The organism is Synergistales bacterium (genome assembly GCA_021736445.1).
Taxonomy (GTDB): domain Bacteria; phylum Synergistota; class Synergistia; order Synergistales; family Aminiphilaceae; genus JAIPGA01.
In genome coordinates this window covers 1-17510 of the sequence record JAIPGA010000049.1, presented here as the reverse complement: position 1 = coordinate 17510, position 17510 = coordinate 1, and the positions used below count along the sequence as shown (strand labels likewise).

Here is a 17510-nt window from a genome sequence, read left to right as displayed (position 1 = left end):
CCGGTGGTCAACCGCAGGGGCAAGCTGGTGGGGTTCATCCGTCTGTCGGACATCTTCGACCAGGTGGACGTGGCCCAGGGCTCCCGGCAGGGTACAGGAGGCGGGGATGTCCAATGATGGACATCTTCACGGAGTATATCTCCTCCCATAGCGGTCAGATCACCACGGCCATCTGGCAGCACATCTATCTCTTCGCGATCTCGCTGTCCATCTCCATCGTCATCGGGATGGCGCTTTCCATCTTCATCACCGCCGAAGGGCGGGAGAAGATCGGGAAGTTCGTGCTGGCCATCACCGGCGCCGCCCAGTCGGTGCCCTCCGTTGCGGTGGTCGCCCTGGTGTTCATCTTCGTGGGCATCGGCGCCCCGCCGGCGATCATCGCACTGGTGATCTACAGCCTGGTGCCGGTGGTCTTCAACGCCACCTCGGGGATCCTCAATGTGGACCAGGGGATCATCGAGGCGGCCCGGGGGATGGGCTTCACCAACACGCAGATCCTCTGGCGCATCAAGATCCCCCTGGCCATGACCATCATCATGTCCGGCATCCGCAGCGCCGCCATGATCAACATCGGCACCGTCACCGTGGCGGCCTTCATCGGCGCCGGCGGTCTGGGAGACCTGATCTTCACGGGCCTCAAGATGAACCGGTTCGTCATGATCTTCGTGGGCGGCTCGCTCTCGGCGCTCATCGCCATCACCGTGGACACCATCCTGATGTTCGTCGAGCAGCGGATCATCCCCAAGGGGCTCCAGGTCTCGCGGTAACCCATGGGACAGACAGGCATGGGGCCTGTTTGTATGATATACATCAACACTTAAAGGAGGAGTTTCATGCGAAAACTTCTGGTACTGGTACTCGCGGCAACCCTGCTGGTGGGCTGCTTCGGCGGCGCGGCCATGGCGGACAAGAAGATCACCGTGGGCGCCAAGAACTTCACCGAGCAGTTCATTCTGGGGCACATGCTCTCCATCTACCTGGACCACCAGGGCTTCGACGTGACCACCAAGATGGGAACGGGCAGCTTCATCGCCAGGAAGGCGCTGGAAACGGGCCAGTCCGACATCTATCCGGAATACACGGGGACAGCCTGGACGGCCTTCCTGAACCAGGAGAAGGTCATCAACGATCCCGACAAGCTCTACAAGGCCGTCAAGGAGATGGACCTTGAGGAAAACGGCGTCGTCTGGTTCGCCAAGGCTCCCCTGAACAACACCTACGCACTGGCCGTTCAGCAGGAAGACATCGAGACCTACGGAAACTCTCTTTCAGCACTTGCCGAGTACAACAACAACCACTCCGGCGAGCTGATCTACGGCATCGACCAGGAGTTCTACGAGCGGCCCGACGGATTCTTCAACATGGCGGACGTCTATAACATGGAAGTGGAAAAGGATCAGGTCAAGCTTATGGAAGTGGGGCTGACCTTCGAATCCATCGCCCGCGGCCAGATCGACGTGGCCATGGTCTTCGCCACCGACGGCAAGATCATCAAGTACAATCTGCAGGTGCTCAAGGACGACAAAAACTTCTTCCCGCCCTACAACCTCTGCCTCTGCGCCAAGGAGGAGACATTGGAGAAATATCCGTCTCTCAAGGAGCTTCTGCCCCCTCTGACGGAGCTGCTGGATGACGAGACCATGCAGAACCTGAACTACCAGGTTGACGTAGAGGGCAAGCCTGCCAAAATGGTGGCCGATCTCTTCCTGAAGGAGCACGGGTTTATCCAGTAGGCAGCACTTCCCGCCCCCGCAACGGTTGGGCGGATATCTACAGCAACCAGGGGAGGGCACGTCTGTGCCCTCCCTCAGGGAGAACCACTAATCCAAGGAGGTATGCGTATCGTATGCGAAAGCACCCTGTTGTAGCTGTACTTCTGGTAGCGGCACTTGTCCTCGGCTGTTTCGCCGGCGTGGCGGCGGCGGACGGGAAAAAGAAGTTGGCGGTTGGAGCGAAATTCTATACCGAGCAGTATATCCTGGGCAACATGCTGGCTCTCTATCTCGACCACCACGGCTTCGACGTGAACAAGAACATGGGCACCGGCAGCTCGGTCACCCGGAAAGCACTTGCTACGGGACAGATCGACATCTACGCCGAGTACACCGGCACCGCCTGGATGTCCTACATGAAGCAGGATGAGGTCATCAACGACCCCGGCAAGCTCTACAGGGCCGTCAAGGAGAAGGACCTCAAGGACAACGGCATCGTCTGGTTCGCCAAGGCCCCAATGAACAACACCTTCGCCCTGGTGATCCCCAAGGAGAAGACAGACGCCTACGGAAAGACCATCTCCAGCCTCGCCGAGTACAACAACAACCACCCCGACGAGCTGATCTTCGGGATGGACCAGGAGTTCTACGAGCGCAACGACGGGTTCTTCGAGATGGCCGACCTCTACGGCATGGAGGTCGACAAGAAACAGGTGAAGCTCATGTCCGTGGGCCTCAGCTACGAGTCGCTGCAACGAGGCCAGATCGACGTGGGCATGGCCTACTCCACCGACGGCAAGATCCTCAAGTACAACCTGCAGGTGCTGAAGGACGACAGGAAATTCTTCCCGCCCTACACCCTCGCCATCTGTGTCCGCGAGGAAACCATGGAGAGGTACCCCGAGCTGAAGGAACTGCTGTCCCCCCTCACCGAAACGCTCACCGACGAGACCATGCAGAAGCTCAACTACCAGGTGGACGCCGAGGGCAAACCGGCCGAGATGGTGGCCCAGGTCTACCTCGGGGAGAACGGGTTTATCGACTGAGCCGAAGCTTCTCGCACCCGGGCAGGTCGGACAGAGAACTCCAGTGATCCCGGGGGGCGAACCACTCCCCCCTCAGGCAGAAGCAACAATTCAAGGAGGTATGTGTAACGTATGCGAAAACGCAGTATTGTAGCAATTCTTATGGTAATGGCGCTCGTTCTCGGCTGTTTCGCCGGTGTTGCGGCGGCGGAGGACAAAAAGCTCACAGTAGGCGGGAAATTCTTCACCGAACAGTACGTGCTCGGCAATATGCTGGCTCTCTATCTCGAAGACCACGGCTTCGACGTGGACAAAAACATGGGCACCGGCAGCTCTGTCACCCGGAAAGCCCTTGTTACGGGACAGACCGACATCTACGCCGAGTACACCGGCACGGCCTGGCTGTCCTACATGAAGCAGGAAGAGGTCATCAAGGACCCGGAGAAGCTCTGGAAAAAGGTGAAGGAAAAGGACCTCAAGGAGAACGGCATCGTCTGGTTCGCCATGGCCCCGCTGAACAACACCTTCGCCCTGGTGATCCCCAAGGACAAAACAGACACCTACGGGAAGACCATCTCCAGCCTCGCCGAGTACAACAACAACCACCCCGGCGAAGTGACCTTCGGTATGGACCAGGAATTCTACGAGCGTAACGACGGGTTCTTCGCCATGGCCGACCTCTACGGCATGGAGATCGACAAGAACAAACAGGTGAAGCTCATGTCCGTGGGCCTCAGCTACGAGTCGCTGGAGCGCGGCCAGATCGACGTGGGCATGGCCTACGCCACCGACGGCAAGATCCTCAAGTTCGACCTGCAGGTGCTGAAGGACGACAAGAACTTCTTCCCGCCCTACAACCTGGGCATCTGTGTCCGTGAGGAGACCATGGAGAGGTATCCCGAGCTGAAGGAACTGCTGGAGCCCCTCACCGCGACGCTCACCGACGAGACCATGCAGAAGCTCAACTACCAGGTGGACGCCGAGGGCAAACCGGCCAAAATGGTGGCCGATATCTACCTCAAGGAGAACGGGTTTATCGACTAGCACCAGCGAGAACCCCTCTGACTGGAAGATACCGCACGAAAAACCCGGGGACGCTCCGTTCCCCGGGTTTTTTGTGCATTGCGGCACCCTCCGCGAAGGGGTACAATAACCGCACCTCTTCTGGGCACATAATGTCCCTTTCGTCCTTCCCCTTTCCGGCACTTCGTTTTTTCAATTGCCATACACTGCATACAGAAGAGGAATTTTTCTATTCGAGGAGGGGTTTTTGTGAAACGTCTCGGTATCCTTGCGCTCGCTCTGGTGCTCTCGGCGGCACTGCTTGGAGGCGCCCAGGCGCAGGCGGCAGGGAAGATCGTGGTGGGAGCCAAGAACTTCACGGAGCAGTACGTGCTGGGCAACATGCTGACACTGGTGCTGGAGGACCACGGCTTCGACGTGACCACACGGATGGGAACGGGCAGCACCGTCACCAGGAAGGCGCTGGAGACGGGGCAGATCGGCCTCTATCCGGAGTACACCGGAACGGCCTGGCTCACCTATCTGGGCCACGAGAAGGTGATCAACGACCCGCAGGAGCTCTACAGGAAGGTCAAAGCGGAGGACAGCGAGAACGGTATCCTCTGGTTCGCCAAGGCGCCGCTGAACAACACCTACGCCCTGGCCATCCGGGAGAAGGACGTGGACGCCTACGGCTCCACCCTTTCGGAGCTGGCCGCGTACAACAACGCCCACCCCGAGGAGCTGGTCTTCGGCATGGGCAGCGAGTTCTACGAGCGCGCCGACGGCTTCTTCGCCATGGCCGAGCTCTACGGCTTCGAGATCAACAAGAGCGAGCAGATCAAGCTGATGGAGCTGGGGCTGACCTTCGAGGCCATCGACCGCAACCAGATCGACGTGGCCATGACCTTCGCCACCGACGGCAAGATCCCCAAGTTCAACCTGGTGGTGCTGGAAGACGACAAGAACTTTTTCCCGCCCTACAACATCAGCGTCTGCGCCAACCAGAAGGTGGTGGACAAGTATCCCGAGCTGAAGGAGATCTTCCCGCCCATTATGGCGACGCTGGACAACGAGACCATGCAGCGGCTCAACTACGAGGTGGACGTGGAAGGCAAGCCCGCCAGGATGGTGGCGGAGATGTACCTGAAAGAAAAGGGCTTCCTGCAGTAGCGGCGGCACCACACCCAGCCATAACGCACACACAGGGCGGTCATCCTCTGCAGGCCCCGGCCTCGGAGGGAGCCGCCCTTTCGCATACCGCGGCCGCCGCACATCCCGGACCCCCCACCGGATCGGAAGGACCTCCATGAGCCGGTGAGCGAGGAGAGCGTCGCCGAGAGGCGAGAAAGCACAGAGACACACTTCTGAGCCGACCGCCCGGAGCCGTTCGACAAGCGAACGCACAGATGCGAATCCGAGGCGCGGAGAGCCGGTGCGGGGCCAACACCTGGACGCCGGCAGACGCCGCGTCGGTCAGCCCTCCCGGTCGGTCCCCTCGGTGTCGCCGCGGAAACGCCGCCAGAAGCGCCGGAGACGCTGCTCCATCGCCGCCTCCGCACCCAGCCCGCCGGGATAGTAGAAACGCCGCGGCTCGTTCAGATAGCGCTGGGGCACCCAGTGCCGCGGGTCGTCGTGGGGGTAGACATAGCCCTCCATCCGGGGCCGCAGATGGGTGGGCACCGGCTGGATATCGCCCGCCTCCAGCGCCTGCTGCGCCCGGTTCACCGCCATGTAGGCGCTGTTGCTCTTCGGCGCCGCCGCCAGATAGACCGCCGCCTCGGCCAGCAGAATCCGCGCCTCCGGCAGCCCCACATGCTCCGCCCCCTCGGCCGCCGCCACCGCCACGCCAAGCGCCTGCGGGTCCGCCAGCCCCACATCCTCGGCCGCCGAGATGATCAGCCGGCGGGCCACAAACCGGGCGTCCTCGCCCGCCGCCAGCATCCGCGCCAGCCAGTAGACCGCCGCGTCGGGATCGGAACCACGGATACTCTTGATGAACGCCGAGGCCACCTGGTAGTGCTCGTCGCCGGCGCGGTCGTAGTGCTGGAAGGCCCTGGGCGCCACCGAGTCCACCGTCTCCATCCCGAGGAGACGGCCGCCCGAGGCCGCCACCGACGTAGCCGCCGCCTCCAGCAGCACCAGCGCCTGCCTGGCGTCCCCGGCGGCAAGCGCCGCGATCCGCTCCGGCACACCCTCCTCCACCGTCAGCTCCAGCCCGCCCAGGCCGCGCTCGCCGTCGTCCAGAGCCCGCTCCAGCAGCTCCACCAGATCGGCACTCTCCAGCGGCTCCATGGCGAAGACCACCAGGCGGGAGAGCAGCGTCCGGTTGATCTCGAAGTAGGGGTTCTCCACCGTCGCCCCGATGAGCACCGCCTCCCCCCGCTCCACCGACGGGAGCAGCACATTCTGCTGCTGCTTGTTCAGGTGGTAGAGCTCGTCGATGAAAAGGATCGGCGGCGTGCCGCGACGTGCCGCCTCCCGGCTCCGCTGCAGCAGCTCCCGGAGCTCCGAGACCTTCGTGGCCACGGCGTTCACCTCGTAGACCCGCCGGCCCGTCTCCCTCCCGATGGCCCGCACCAGCGTGGTCTTGCCCACACCCGGCGGTCCCCAGAGGAGGAGGCTGGGCACATGGCCGCAGGCGATCATCTTGCGGAACTGCGCCTCCGGAGCCAGCAGATGGGACTGTCCGGCGATCTCGTCGAGACGGCGGGGGCGCATCCGCTCGGCCAGCGGGGCGCGGGGATTGACGGCGTCCTCCGATGGGGTGTGCTCCTTGGGATCCTGAGGGAAGAGGGACTGCTGTTCCGTCATGGGAGGGCCCTGGCGATCCACTCGCCGATGCTGTGGTAGTCGGGGGGAATGGTGATGCCGTTTTCGCCGGGGAGGATGCGCATCTGGGGATATCGGTAGCGCACACTCTCCTCGCAGGCCTCAAGCAGCGACCCGCCCATCCAGGCGGCGTCGAGACCGCACCAGCAGCGCCACTGCGGCTCCTCCACCGTAGCCTCTGAGGACACCGTGAGCGTCCCCAGCCCGTGGGCGGCCGCCGTCAGGACAGACCGTCCCGGTTCGGGGTGGTCCGCCGGGAGATGGGCCACCAGCTGCCAGCGGGCCGCCAGGGTCTCCGGGGATAGCTCTTTGTACTCCAGGGGGACATAGGGCCTGGGCTCCCGGAGCAGGACGCGGAACGCCTCCATAGTCTGGCAGGTCAGATCGGCCCACTGTTTCCAGGCCTCCCGTGGACGCTGGACCAGCACGGCCCGCATCCCCGCCCGTCTGGCGCCGATGAGGTCGTAGAGGAAGTCCCCCACCACGGTGCAGCGCCAGGGACGCACGCCCAGCTCCCGGGCGGCCACCCAGAGGGCGCCGGGGTCGGGCTTCACGGGCTCCTCGTCGCGGGTGCGGACGAAATCGGGCAGGGCGATCCCCACCCGCTCCGCGGCGATCTCCACCGCCTCGCGGCAGTTCCGGGAGACCACCGCTCAGGGCAGCCCCAGCTCCTCCACGTAGGCGATGCATTCCCTGGCTCCGGGAACGGGGGTCGCCTCCCTGGCCCCCTGGATCTCCAGATTCAGCAGGGCGTTCTCCAGCTCATCGCGCCGGTCCGGTTCCAGCGTGGGGAGCGCCTCCAGCAGGAGCACGCGCTTGCCGCCGAAAAACCGCTGGAAGACCGGCGAGAAATCCAGCTTCGTCTCGGCGAGCACGCCGTCCCAGTCGAAGATCACCGCATCCGAGGCGGCGGGGTGCCAGAAGGGGGGTTGGACAGACTGCATAGGGATCACACCTCACAGAAAAAGGTCCGAGCAACGTGTACTGGTCATTCCGCGCTCGCTCTTGCCTCCACAGGGCAAACCGCTTGCCGCACACCTCATCGTTCCGCCTCCAGTCTCTGTTTCCCCCTTTCGGTGAGCTGATATCTCTGCAGGGGGCTCCTGGGCTTGTCGGGGATGGTGTACGCCACATATCCTTCACGCAACATCCGGGCCACCACATCATTGAGATACCGTGTCGGTCTGGCCTTGCCGAGCTTCCTCGCTATCTCCGACTTGGCACAGGGCCGCTCGCGCAAAAGAGAGAGAACCTGTACAGCCATCGCCGGCGACTCTACCCCTGACTCTACCCCTGACTCTACCCCTGACTCTACCCCTGACTCTACCCCTGACTCTACCCCTGATGTGTACTGGAGATCTCCGGCCGTTTGGTTTTTGTTTTGGTGCTGCTTCGCCAGATAGACGGTACAACGCAAGCGCAGGCCAATCTCTTCAATGTTTGGTTCCGGCAGGCCCAAATCCCGGGCTTCCGCGAAGATGCGGCGCACACCGGTGCCCCATTGTTCGATCAGGTTCAGTTCCTTGAACATGCGGGCAATAACTGGATTGCGGATGCGTGAGACGCCCTGTTTCATCTCTTCGATGGTCAGACCGGGCAGAAGGATACCCAGGCTTTCTACTTCGATGCGGTCATCAAGAAAGACGATCCGAATGGGAGCACCGCGTTGTGAGTAGTCGCTATGCACCAGGGCATTGATCACCATCTCGCGCAAAATTCCCAGAGGGATGCTCCAGAAATCTTTTCGACGCACCGCAGAGAGATCCGCGCTGCGGTAGGCGTGTTTTTTCAGAAACAGCATAATCTCATCGACCGCTTGGGGGAGCGGAACATCGATATCGATATGGTCAAAAATATCGATTTTTTCGGTACCGGCGAATCGGCCGCATTGGACCCAGGCATCGGGAAAGTGCTGTGTTCGCTGCCTGCCAAAAAGTAGCATCCCACCTTTGGTCGGCACCAGCCGCTTTTGATGGCGGACCAGCAGTTTCAAGGTCAGTAAGGCTTGCTCATTCAGCTTTCGCCCACCTGCAAAGTTCTTTTGTACCGCTTCGATATCCAGATCATCAACAGACAACTCGGGCATAGGCAATTCATCAAACGATCTTCCCTCAACGGATCGGAGCAGTTCGGCGCTCAGTTCCCGGTCGGCCTGGCGATTGGTGGAACCGAGTCTTACATATACTCCGGTTTCCGGCCCTTCGGAGCGCAGGTAGTGGGGACGGGAATTACTGGGGAAAACCTCAACGACCAGCAGTGTCTTGCTATCGATTGTGGTCATTTCGATGTTGGGCACCAGGCGGGGACTGATGGAGTCGGCAATCAAATTGCAGAGCCGTTCCTCTTCATCAAGTGGATTCTCAACGCCCAGCGGCTCCCGCGTCTTGTCTTCCACGCCGATAACCACCCTGCCGCCGGCACTATTGGCAAAGGCAACCAATGTCTTCAGAAGATTTCGCGGTGAGGAGATATCCTGTTTGAATTCCAGGGTCTTGCCTTCGTGCTCCTTAATCAGTTCAACTACACTCATACCCCAGCTCCTTGAAGTTCTTCGTGGTCGTCGCGGCCAGTTGCACGGTTTGGGCGGCTACCTAACGGACGCAGGTGATCTCGTGGCATTTTCTCGCAAACAAGTCCGCGGCCTCTGCTACGATTTCGCACTCCTTCTCGGCGTTCTCCAACTGTTTTTCCAGTTTGCGTACCTGGGCTTCCAGATCGCGCTGCCGTTGGCTGCGGGTATTGCCGTTGTTCCCGTTGCGCTGCTTCCGCGCCCAGTTGGTCATGGTGGACTTGGGAACACCGAGACGCTCGGCGGCATCCTTGCAGGTGTACCAATGGTCAAGCACCAGGGACACAGCGTCCTTTCTGAATGCATCTGAGTAACGGGCTTCCCCGCTCATTCTGTCCAACGGTCGCCCCCCTTTCCCGGCAAGGCTGACCTGGCGGGGTGTCCGTTTCGATTAAACCATTTCATTCTTCGACCAGCCAAACTTGCGGGTCACACGGATATAGAATTCCCGCTCCCGGGGGACGTAACAACGCTCCATGATTGCGATTTGTGGTTCCAGCCATTTTCTCGCACCAATGGTGCGAGTTTTTCAAGCCCTTGATAAGTCTTAAAGAATCCCTTCATCCCCCAGAGATTGGAAGCTGAAAAACCGCCCACGCAGGGGGACTCCCCCTGCAAATCTCCAGCCATTTGCTGGTCAATGCCCCACCTCCAGGTCTCTCCAGTCTGCCCCTCGACGTTCAGCCGCCCGATATCCCAATAGAGCAGCGTCAGCTCGGCATTGACGGCAACGGCCACGGGCTGCCGCGCCAGATCAACGAGTTCGGGGATGTCGGCAAGCAGTTCTGGGCCGTTTATGCGCGGGACACCCGCGGCGGGCGCCATTCTGCGTCCGCAATGCCTGTCACTCGTTATTACTATAGAGTATATAGCCTGTCTCGACAGAAAGGCAAACAAAAAGGGCGTGAGCTGTGCTCATCGCCCTCGATCGGAAACCCGCAGTGCCGTGCCAGGTTGGCCTTGACCCGCTCCTGTAATGTCGGGGTTCTACCCCACCTGAGCTTTGTCGGCCCCGAAGGGCCTCCGCCGCCGGCAGGGACGCCGAACCCCTCTTTTGGCGAGTGTTGGCTCAAGGCACATACCTATGAGCACGCACACCGCAGGCATCTCTTTGCTTTCTGTATTATAGCATAGGCGCCGCCGGAGGTCAGCCGTTCAGGCCATTCCCCGGGCGACCCACCGCCTGAATGCAGTCAGGGCCTCCTCGGTGCGCCGCCGGCAGGGGGGCGACAGCTCCTCGCTGAAGTTGAAGGAGCTCCCGGCCACGGAGAGCAGCCAGGCCTCGGGGACCTCGGTGCCCACGGTCTCGGCCAGGTGCAGGAGCCAGTCGGGGCCGAAGGAGTGGATGTTGAGCCCCTCGCCGCCCTCCCTGGCCGGTTCCACCCGGACCAGGCGGTAGGACTCCTCCACGGGCTCCTCGGCCACATGGGCATCCACGAAGAGCACCCTGTCCTTGCCGCGGAACTCCTCGGTCAGCTCGGGCAGCAGCTGCTGCTCCAGCAGCAGCCGCACACTGTGGCCGGCCTCCTCAAGCGCCTCTTTCATCTCCGGCGCCAGCTGGTGCCCCACGGCGTCGTCCTCGCGGAAGGGATTGCCGTACCCGATCACCAGTACCTCCATACCCAGCCTCCTCGCTTTCCACGGAGCGGGGGCCGGTCGCCCGGCCCCCGCTCCGTTCGTTCTCTCCAAAGAGGTCCGCCGCGGCGGCTACTCCTTGACCCGTGAGGCCTGCTCGTTGCCGTCGGCGTCGTAGACGGTGAGCGCCAGGGGCATCTTGCCCACGGCGTGGGTGGAGCAGGAGAGGCAGGGGTCGTAACAGCGGATGGTGTGCTCCATGCGGTTCATGATCCCCTCGGTGACCTCCCCGCCCTTGATGTACTCCCGGGCCACCAGCTCGACACCGCGGTTCATGGCGTCGTTGTTGCCCGCCGTGGCCACGATGAGGTTCACCCGGGAGATGGCGCCGCGGTCGTCCACCTCGTAGTGGTGGAAGAGCGTGCCCCGGGGCGCCTCGATGACGCCGATTCCCCTGGGGTTGATGTTCCGGGTGGTCACCCGCAGGTCGCTGCCGGTGATGTCGCCGTCGTGCAGCAGCTCTTCCAGCCGCTCCAGGCCGTAGAGCGCCTCGATGAGGCGGGCGTAGTGGTAGTACATGGTGTAGTGCACCATGCCGTCCTGCATGCCCTCCCGGAAGAGGGCGAGCTCGGCCGAGGCCTCGGGGGTGGCGATGTCGTCGCAGGCGTTGACGCGGCCCAGCGGCCCCACGCGGTAGGAGCCGTGGGGGAAGCCCAGGGGCTTGTAGAAGGGGAACTTCAGGTAGCTCCAGGGCTCCACGTGTTCGCCGATGTAGTCCAGGTAGTCGTCGCCCTGGAACTCGTCGATGATCCGGCCCCGGGCGCCGCGGATGCGCACCTTGCCGTGGTAGAGCTCCAGCTTGCCCTCGTTGACCAGACCCATGTAGGCCGACTGGTAGGTGGCGAAGCGCCTGGCCTCGTCGCCGTGCTCGGCCAGATAGCCCTTGATCAGCTTCAGCGCCTCCCCGACGATCCCCTTCATCTCGGGGATCTGGGCGAGGAAGCCGTCGCGCTCCCCGGCCTTGAGGCTCCGGTTGACGCCGCCGGGGATGCTGTGCCAGGGGTGGATCTTCTTGCCGCCCAGGGCCTTGATGATCTCCTGGCCGAACTTGCGGAGCTTGATGCCCTTCACGGCCAGCTCGGGGAACTTCTCGGCCAGCCCCGCCACGTTCCGGACCGCCGGGTCGGCGTCGAAGCCGAAGAGCAGGTCCGGACTGGAGAGGTGGAAGAAGCTCAGCGCGTGGGACTGCACGATCTGCCCCATGTGCATCAGTTCGCGCAGCTTGTGGGCTGTGGGGGTGACCTCCACGCCGAGGATCTGGTCACAGGCCTTGGCCGACGCCAGATGGTGGCTCACCGGGCAGATGCCGCAGATCCTGGGCGTGATCACCGGCATCTCCCGGAAATCCCTGCCCTGGCAGAAGAGCTCAAACCCGCGGAACTGCGTAACGTGGAATCGGGCGCTGTCCACCTGACCGCTTTCGTCGAGGTTGACGGTGATCTTGCCGTGGCCCTCTATCCTTGTTACGGGGTTCACTTCTATCTTACGGGTGGTTGCCATTTCTCAGTCCCTCCTAGTCGTACCGCATCATGTCAACAGGCACCTTGGGGATACGCCCTTCGAGCAGCTCCTTGAAGACCCAGAGGATCGTCTCGGCGTCGGGCGGGCATCCGGGAACATAGACGTCCACCTTGACGGCGTAGTCGATGGGCAGTGCCTTGGGAAGCAGTGTGGGGATATCCTCGCCGGGGAGGATGCCCTCGGGGTTGACGGTGCTCGGCGAGTTGACATAGGCCTCGACGAGCGCCTCCTCCCTGCTGTAGGTGTTGCGCATGCAGTTGATGCCGCCGAAGACGGCGCAGTCGCCCCAGCCGATGAGGATATCGCAGTTCTCGCGCATCTCCCTGGCGATCTCCATCTCCTCGTCGTTGCCAAGAGCGCCGGAGATGACCCCCACGTCCACCTTGGGGATCGCCTTGGGGTCCGCCACCGGGGAGTAGCAGATCTGCACCTTCTCGAGAAGCGGGACAATCTCCTCGTCGATATCGAGAAAGGACATGTGGCAGCCGGAGCAGACCTCCAGCCACGCCGTCGCCAGTTTGACCTTGCTCATGACGTCACCCCCTGTTCGGTAACCATCTGTGCCTGCGAGGCAGGGATCTTCGATTCGAAGAGGCTCGCGCAGGGCGCGATCTCGGGCTGTCTGATGGTGATGCCCATCTTCTCGGCCAGTGCGTCGAAGACCGTGGCCAGCCCTTTCACCTCGCCCCTGGGCGGAACGATGACATTGAGCTTCCGCCGCTCGCCTTCGATGGTGCAGTAGTGGCCGCTCCGTTCGTACCAGGCCGGCGCCGGGAGCAGCACGTCGGCGAAGTTCACCAGCGGCTTCACCATGTAGGGCGTCTGGACCACCACGAACTTGGCGTTCGCCGCGGCGGCCAGGTGTTCCTTGTACTCCTGCTTGTCCTCCGGAACCAGACCGGTGGAATAGACGTAGAGGAAGTCCCGGTTCTCCTCGCCGATCCACGGCTCGTCGCTGAGCATCGTATTGATGGTGCCCAGGCTGTTGCCGCTGCGGACCAGCGGCACCAGGCCGAGGCCGTCGTCACGGAAGGCCTGCGCGGCGATGGCCAGGTTGGCCGCGGCGGTGACCACATTGGGATCGGTGGCCACGCTCCCGCCGAGGACCAGGGTGGTCTTCTCGGAGGAAACCATGCACTTGACCAGCTGTTCCATGGTCTCCCGCTCCACGTCGGCCTTCTCGGCGGCCCGGGTCAGGGCCTGCTCGTACTCCTCGTAGAGGTTCTCCCGCTCCTCGGGCATCTCGGCGGACTGCTGCATCGCCGAGACCGCCGCGGCAAGCTCGTTGAGCATGCCGGGATCGCCGCAGGCGCGCTTGAGGGGGATGTTGATGTCCGTCAGACCGGGGAAGGCCTCGCCCCAGCTGGAGACGTTGACCAGGGTGGCCTCGTTTTTCAGGGTGGCCACGCGGACGTAGCTGGCCACCACCGGCGCCTCGTCCTGGGGATCGGCGCAGAGGGTGACGATGCAGTCGCTGTCCAGCAGGTTGTGGGCGGCTGTGAAGGGGCGGACGCCCTGCCGGCGGAAGGGCTCGAAGCCCCGTGCGAAGCCGCGGAGCACGTCGCCGTCGAAGGTGTCGATGTGCGACATCTGCATGCCTTCCTTGAAGAAGGCCGAGAAGACGCCCAGCTCCTCGTCGGTGCAGAGGCTGGAGACCAGCGCGCCGGCGCTCTTGTTGTCGTAGGACTCCTTGAACTCCTCGGCCACCAGCGAGAGGGCCTCCTCCCAGGAGGCTTCACGGTAGTGGACGCCCTCGCGGATCATCGGTGTGGTGACCCGCTCGCGCTCGGTGGATTCCGGCAGGTGCCAGCGCCCCTTGTGGCAGAGCTGGCCGCCGTCGGGCTGGCTGGTGCCGGTGCCCTCCACGCGGGCCACCGTGCCGGTGCGGACGTAGGCCTTGATGCGGCACCCCACGGCACACAGGGGGCAGACGCTCTCCACGATGTCGTCGCAGTCGTTCCGCTTGCCCCGGTAGGCGAACTCCCGGACGGTGATGGTGCCGGTGGGGCAGACCTGGGCGCAGGCGCCGCAGTCCACACAGGTGTCGCTCTCGCCGAGCTTCTGTCCCAGGTCGGAGATCACCGTGGCGTCCCAGCCGCGTTTCTGAAGGTCCAGCGTGTGGGCCCCCACCTTCTCGGCGCAGACCCGGATGCAGCGCAGGCAGAGGATGCAGCGGTTGTGGTCCATCTGCAGGTCCGCGTCGGAGGCGTCGTTCTCGAAATCGGCGTAGAGGAAGGGATAGCGGACATGGTCCATGCCGTGCTCGATGGCCAGCCGCTGCAGCTCGCAGTCCTCGCTCTGGGAACAGAACATGCAGTAGTGGTTCCGGCCGGCGAAGAGCAGCTCCAGGATCTGCCGGCGGTAGTTGTAGAGCTTCTCCGTCTTGGTGTGCACCACCATGCCGTCCTGGGCGGGGGTCGTGCAGGCCGTGAGAAGCTTGGGGTTGTTCTCCACCTCGACCACGCACATCCGGCAGGAGCCGATGGGGGTCAGTCCCTCCAGATAGCAGAGGGTGGGGATATAGACTTCGTTCTTGTTGGCGATCTCAAGGATGGTCTCTCCCTGGACGCCCTTGCATACCTTGCCATCTATGGTCAGGGTGATTTCTTTCATCTATGTACCCTCCCTGTCAGTCTGAGACGCATACCAGCGACATCGCATTGGTACAGATCACCGTGGACACGCCGCACCGCCTACTTCTTGAGCACCGCACCGAAGGGGCAGACCTCGAGACAGCTGCCGCACTTGATGCAACGCTCCTGGTCGATCACGTAGGGGGTCTTCCGGTCCCCGGCGATGCAGTCCACGGGGCACTCCTTGGCGCAGAGGCCGCACTTCCGGCAGCGTTCCGGGTCGATCTCGTAGCGGATCAGGGCGCCGCATGCGCCGGCCGGACAGTGCTTGTCCCTGATATGGGCCTCGTACTCGTCGCGGAAGTAGCGCAGCGTGGTGAGCACGGGGTTGGGCGCCGTCTGGCCCAGGCCGCAGAGGGACATCTCCTTGACCATGTGGGCAAGCTCCTCCAGGTGGTCCAGATCCTCCATGGTGCCCCTGCCGGCGGTGATCTTCTCCAGCAGCAGGAGCATCTGCTTGGTGCCCTCGCGGCAGGGAATGCACTTTCCGCAGGATTCCCGCTGGGTGAACTCCAGGAAAAACTTGGAGACGTCCACCATGCAGGTGTCCTCGTCCATGACCACCAGTCCGCCGGAACCCATGATGGCCCCCGCCGAGGTGAGCGATTCGTAGTCCACCGAGAGGTCCAGGTGCTCCTCGGTGAGACAGCCGCCGGAGGGTCCGCCGATCTGAACGGCCTTGAACTTCCTGTCGTCGATGATGCCGCCGCCGATGTCGAAGACGATCTCCCGGAGGGAGATACCCATGGGAACCTCCACCAGGCCTGTGTGCTTCACCTTGCCGGTGAGGGCGAAAACCTTGGTGCCCTTGGATTTCTCCGTGCCGGTGGAGGCGAACCATTCGCCGCCCTTGCCGACGATGAGCGGCACATTGGCCCAGGTCTCCACGTTGTTGATGTTGCTCGGCTTCTCCCAGAGCCCTTTCTGGGCAGGGAAGGGCGGACGGGGACGGGGCATGCCGCGCTGGCCCTCGATGGAGGCCATCAGGGCCGTCTCTTCACCGCAGACAAAGGCGCCGGCGCCCTCCTTGACATGGAGGGTGAAGGAGAAGTCCGTTCCCATGATGTGCTCGCCCAGCAGGCCGTACTCGGTGGCCTCGTCGATGGCCCGCAGGAGCCGCTTGATGGCCAGCGGGTACTCGGCGCGGCAGTAGATGTAGCCCTCGTCGGCGCCCATCACGTAGGCGCCCAGCAGCATGCCTTCGATGACCGAGTGGGGATCGCCCTCGAGGATGGAGCGGTCCATGAAGGCCCCGGGGTCACCCTCGTCGGCGTTGCAGATGACGTACTTCTTGTCGCCCACGGCCTTCCGGGCGAAGGACCACTTGAGCCCCGTGGGGAAGCCGCCGCCGCCGCGGCCGCGGAGGCCCGAGGTCTTGACCTCCTCCAGAACCTCCTCGGAGGTCATGGTGGTCAGCGCCTTGGCCACGGCGGTGTAGCCGTCCCTGGCGATGTATTCGTCGATGTTGTCGGGGTTGATGTAGCCGCAGTTGCGCAGCGCGTTCCGCTGCTGCTTGCTGTAAAAAGGGATGTCCGAATAGTGGGGGATCCCGTCGATGGCCTCGGGCATGGTGTAGAGCAGCCGATTGACCACGCGGCCCTTGTAGAGGTGCTCCTCCACGATCTCCGGGACATCCTCCACGTCGACCCGGCAGTAGAAGGTCCCTTCGGGGTAGACCACCACGATGGGACCCATCTCGCACATCCCGTGACAGCCCGTCTCGACAACCATGATCTCCTTGTCGAGCCCCTTGATGGCGATCTCCTCGCGGAACTTGCCGAGAACCTCCCGCGAACCGCTGGAGACACAGCCGGTTCCGCCACAGACAAGAACGTGTGCTCGATATAGTGCCATTCCACAGCCCTCCTAGTCGGTCCTGCCGATCACCTTGTCCTCCACGATGTTGCCGTTCACCACGTGCTCGGCAACAATGCGGGGGACATCCTCGGTCGTCAGCCTGCCATAGGTGATCCGCGGCTCGCCCGGCCGGATCACGTCGAGGAGCGGCTCCTGCTGGCACATACCGATGCAGCCCGTGGTCTCCACGGACACATCCTTGAGGCCCCGCTTTTCCAGCTCGCGCATGACGGCGTCCATGATTGCCCGGGCGCCCGCGGCGATGCCGCAGGTTCCCATGCCGATAATGATACGCACCCGGCCGCCCGAACGGGCGGATGTGAGATCCGAGGCCTCTTCCTTTATCTTCCGCAAGTCCTCAAGACTCGAAATTTTGGGCACCAGTGTCACCTCCTGATTGCAATTCCCGCAGACCTTCCTCCAGGTGCTCCCTGAGCCAGCGGCTCACCGGGGGCGTCCGGAGCAGCTGCGGGTCCTCCAGTATCTCCAGAATCTCGGCGCTGTCGAGATGAAACCATGCCTGCCCGACTCCGAAGGCAAAGCGCCACCGGACCCCGGGATGCCCCGCCAGCAGCGTCGCCACCGCCAGGGGCATGTCGCCCACGGGGGGGCAGTCGATATGATCGGCGCGGAAGCAGACATAAAGCCGTGTCCCCCTCCCCGGCTCCGAAGCAAGCGCCAGCTTCCCGTCGGCAAGCTCGGCGGCCTGTTTGAGAAAGGGCAG

At 63.0% G+C, this 17510-nt stretch carries 18 protein-coding genes and 1 other RNA gene; 5 read left to right on the top strand and 14 right to left on the bottom strand.

Annotated features, from left to right (window positions below; all coding sequences use genetic code 11):
* Positions 1-116 precede the first annotated feature (116 nt).
* From K9L28_08070 to K9L28_08050, 5 genes are all read left to right on the top strand, one after another.
* Entirely contained in the window at positions 117-767 is a 651-nt protein-coding gene (locus K9L28_08070) for an ABC transporter permease (protein ID MCF7936280.1), read from the top strand.
* Positions 768-833: 66 nt separating this feature from the next.
* The gene (locus K9L28_08065) at positions 834-1733 is read left to right on the top strand and encodes a glycine/betaine ABC transporter substrate-binding protein (protein MCF7936279.1); all 900 of its coding nucleotides are present in this window, start codon (positions 834-836) and stop codon (positions 1731-1733) included.
* 113 nt (positions 1734-1846) lie between these two features.
* Entirely contained in the window at positions 1847-2758 is a 912-nt protein-coding gene (locus K9L28_08060) for a glycine/betaine ABC transporter substrate-binding protein (GenBank protein MCF7936278.1), read from the top strand.
* 147 nt (positions 2759-2905) lie between these two features.
* Positions 2906-3781 carry a glycine/betaine ABC transporter substrate-binding protein gene (locus K9L28_08055; protein MCF7936277.1) on the top strand — a complete coding sequence of 292 codons (876 nt, stop codon included), beginning with the start codon at positions 2906-2908 and terminating at the stop codon, positions 3779-3781.
* Positions 3782-4009: 228 nt separating this feature from the next.
* Entirely contained in the window at positions 4010-4912 is a 903-nt protein-coding gene (locus K9L28_08050) for a glycine/betaine ABC transporter substrate-binding protein (GenBank protein ID MCF7936276.1), read from the top strand.
* A 303-nt stretch (positions 4913-5215) separates the two neighbouring features.
* Here the strand turns inward: K9L28_08050 and K9L28_08045 are convergent, their stop codons facing one another.
* The 14 genes from K9L28_08045 to K9L28_07980 all read right to left on the bottom strand — a co-directional run.
* Entirely contained in the window at positions 5216-6553 is a 1338-nt protein-coding gene (locus K9L28_08045; GenBank protein ID MCF7936275.1) for a replication-associated recombination protein A, read from the bottom strand.
* Complete coding sequence (locus tag K9L28_08040) at positions 6550-7221, bottom strand: HAD hydrolase-like protein (protein ID MCF7936274.1); 672 nt, start codon at positions 7219-7221, stop codon at positions 6550-6552. The genes K9L28_08045 and K9L28_08040 overlap by 4 nt, the downstream gene beginning before the upstream one ends.
* A 3-nt stretch (positions 7222-7224) precedes the next feature.
* Positions 7225-7515, bottom strand: a complete 291-nt coding sequence (locus K9L28_08035; GenBank protein ID MCF7936273.1) for a hypothetical protein — start codon at positions 7513-7515, stop codon at positions 7225-7227.
* Between the two features lie 95 nt (positions 7516-7610).
* Complete coding sequence (locus tag K9L28_08030; protein ID MCF7936272.1) at positions 7611-9101, bottom strand: helix-turn-helix domain-containing protein; 1491 nt, start codon at positions 9099-9101, stop codon at positions 7611-7613.
* A 61-nt stretch (positions 9102-9162) separates the two neighbouring features.
* Complete coding sequence (locus K9L28_08025) at positions 9163-9471, bottom strand: transposase (GenBank protein ID MCF7936271.1); 309 nt, start codon at positions 9469-9471, stop codon at positions 9163-9165.
* A 98-nt stretch (positions 9472-9569) separates the two neighbouring features.
* Positions 9570-9965: a DUF1016 N-terminal domain-containing protein gene (locus tag K9L28_08020; GenBank protein MCF7936270.1), complete on the bottom strand. Its 396-nt coding sequence runs from the start codon at positions 9963-9965 to the stop codon at positions 9570-9572.
* Between the two features lie 104 nt (positions 9966-10069).
* Positions 10070-10249: non-coding RNA, 6S RNA (ssrS, locus tag K9L28_08015), on the bottom strand.
* A 46-nt stretch (positions 10250-10295) separates the two neighbouring features.
* The gene (locus K9L28_08010) at positions 10296-10760 is read right to left on the bottom strand and encodes a hydrogenase maturation protease (protein MCF7936269.1); all 465 of its coding nucleotides are present in this window, start codon (positions 10758-10760) and stop codon (positions 10296-10298) included.
* 87 nt (positions 10761-10847) lie between these two features.
* Positions 10848-12275: a Ni/Fe hydrogenase subunit alpha gene (locus tag K9L28_08005; protein MCF7936268.1), complete on the bottom strand. Its 1428-nt coding sequence runs from the start codon at positions 12273-12275 to the stop codon at positions 10848-10850.
* Between the two features lie 13 nt (positions 12276-12288).
* The gene (locus K9L28_08000; GenBank protein ID MCF7936267.1) at positions 12289-12828 is read right to left on the bottom strand and encodes an NADP oxidoreductase; all 540 of its coding nucleotides are present in this window, start codon (positions 12826-12828) and stop codon (positions 12289-12291) included.
* On the bottom strand, positions 12825-14909 hold the full coding sequence (locus K9L28_07995) for a molybdopterin-dependent oxidoreductase (GenBank protein MCF7936266.1): 2085 nt from the start codon (positions 14907-14909) through the stop codon (positions 12825-12827). The genes K9L28_08000 and K9L28_07995 overlap by 4 nt, the downstream gene beginning before the upstream one ends.
* 80 nt (positions 14910-14989) lie before the next feature.
* On the bottom strand, positions 14990-16783 hold the full coding sequence (gene nuoF / locus K9L28_07990) for an NADH-quinone oxidoreductase subunit NuoF (protein MCF7936265.1): 1794 nt from the start codon (positions 16781-16783) through the stop codon (positions 14990-14992).
* Between the two features lie 12 nt (positions 16784-16795).
* Positions 16796-17167: a (2Fe-2S) ferredoxin domain-containing protein gene (locus K9L28_07985; protein MCF7936264.1), complete on the bottom strand. Its 372-nt coding sequence runs from the start codon at positions 17165-17167 to the stop codon at positions 16796-16798.
* Positions 17145-17510 (bottom strand): histidine kinase (locus K9L28_07980; protein MCF7936263.1); only part of this gene is annotated, 366 nt, incomplete at its 5' end. The genes K9L28_07980 and K9L28_07985, both read right to left, overlap by 23 nt.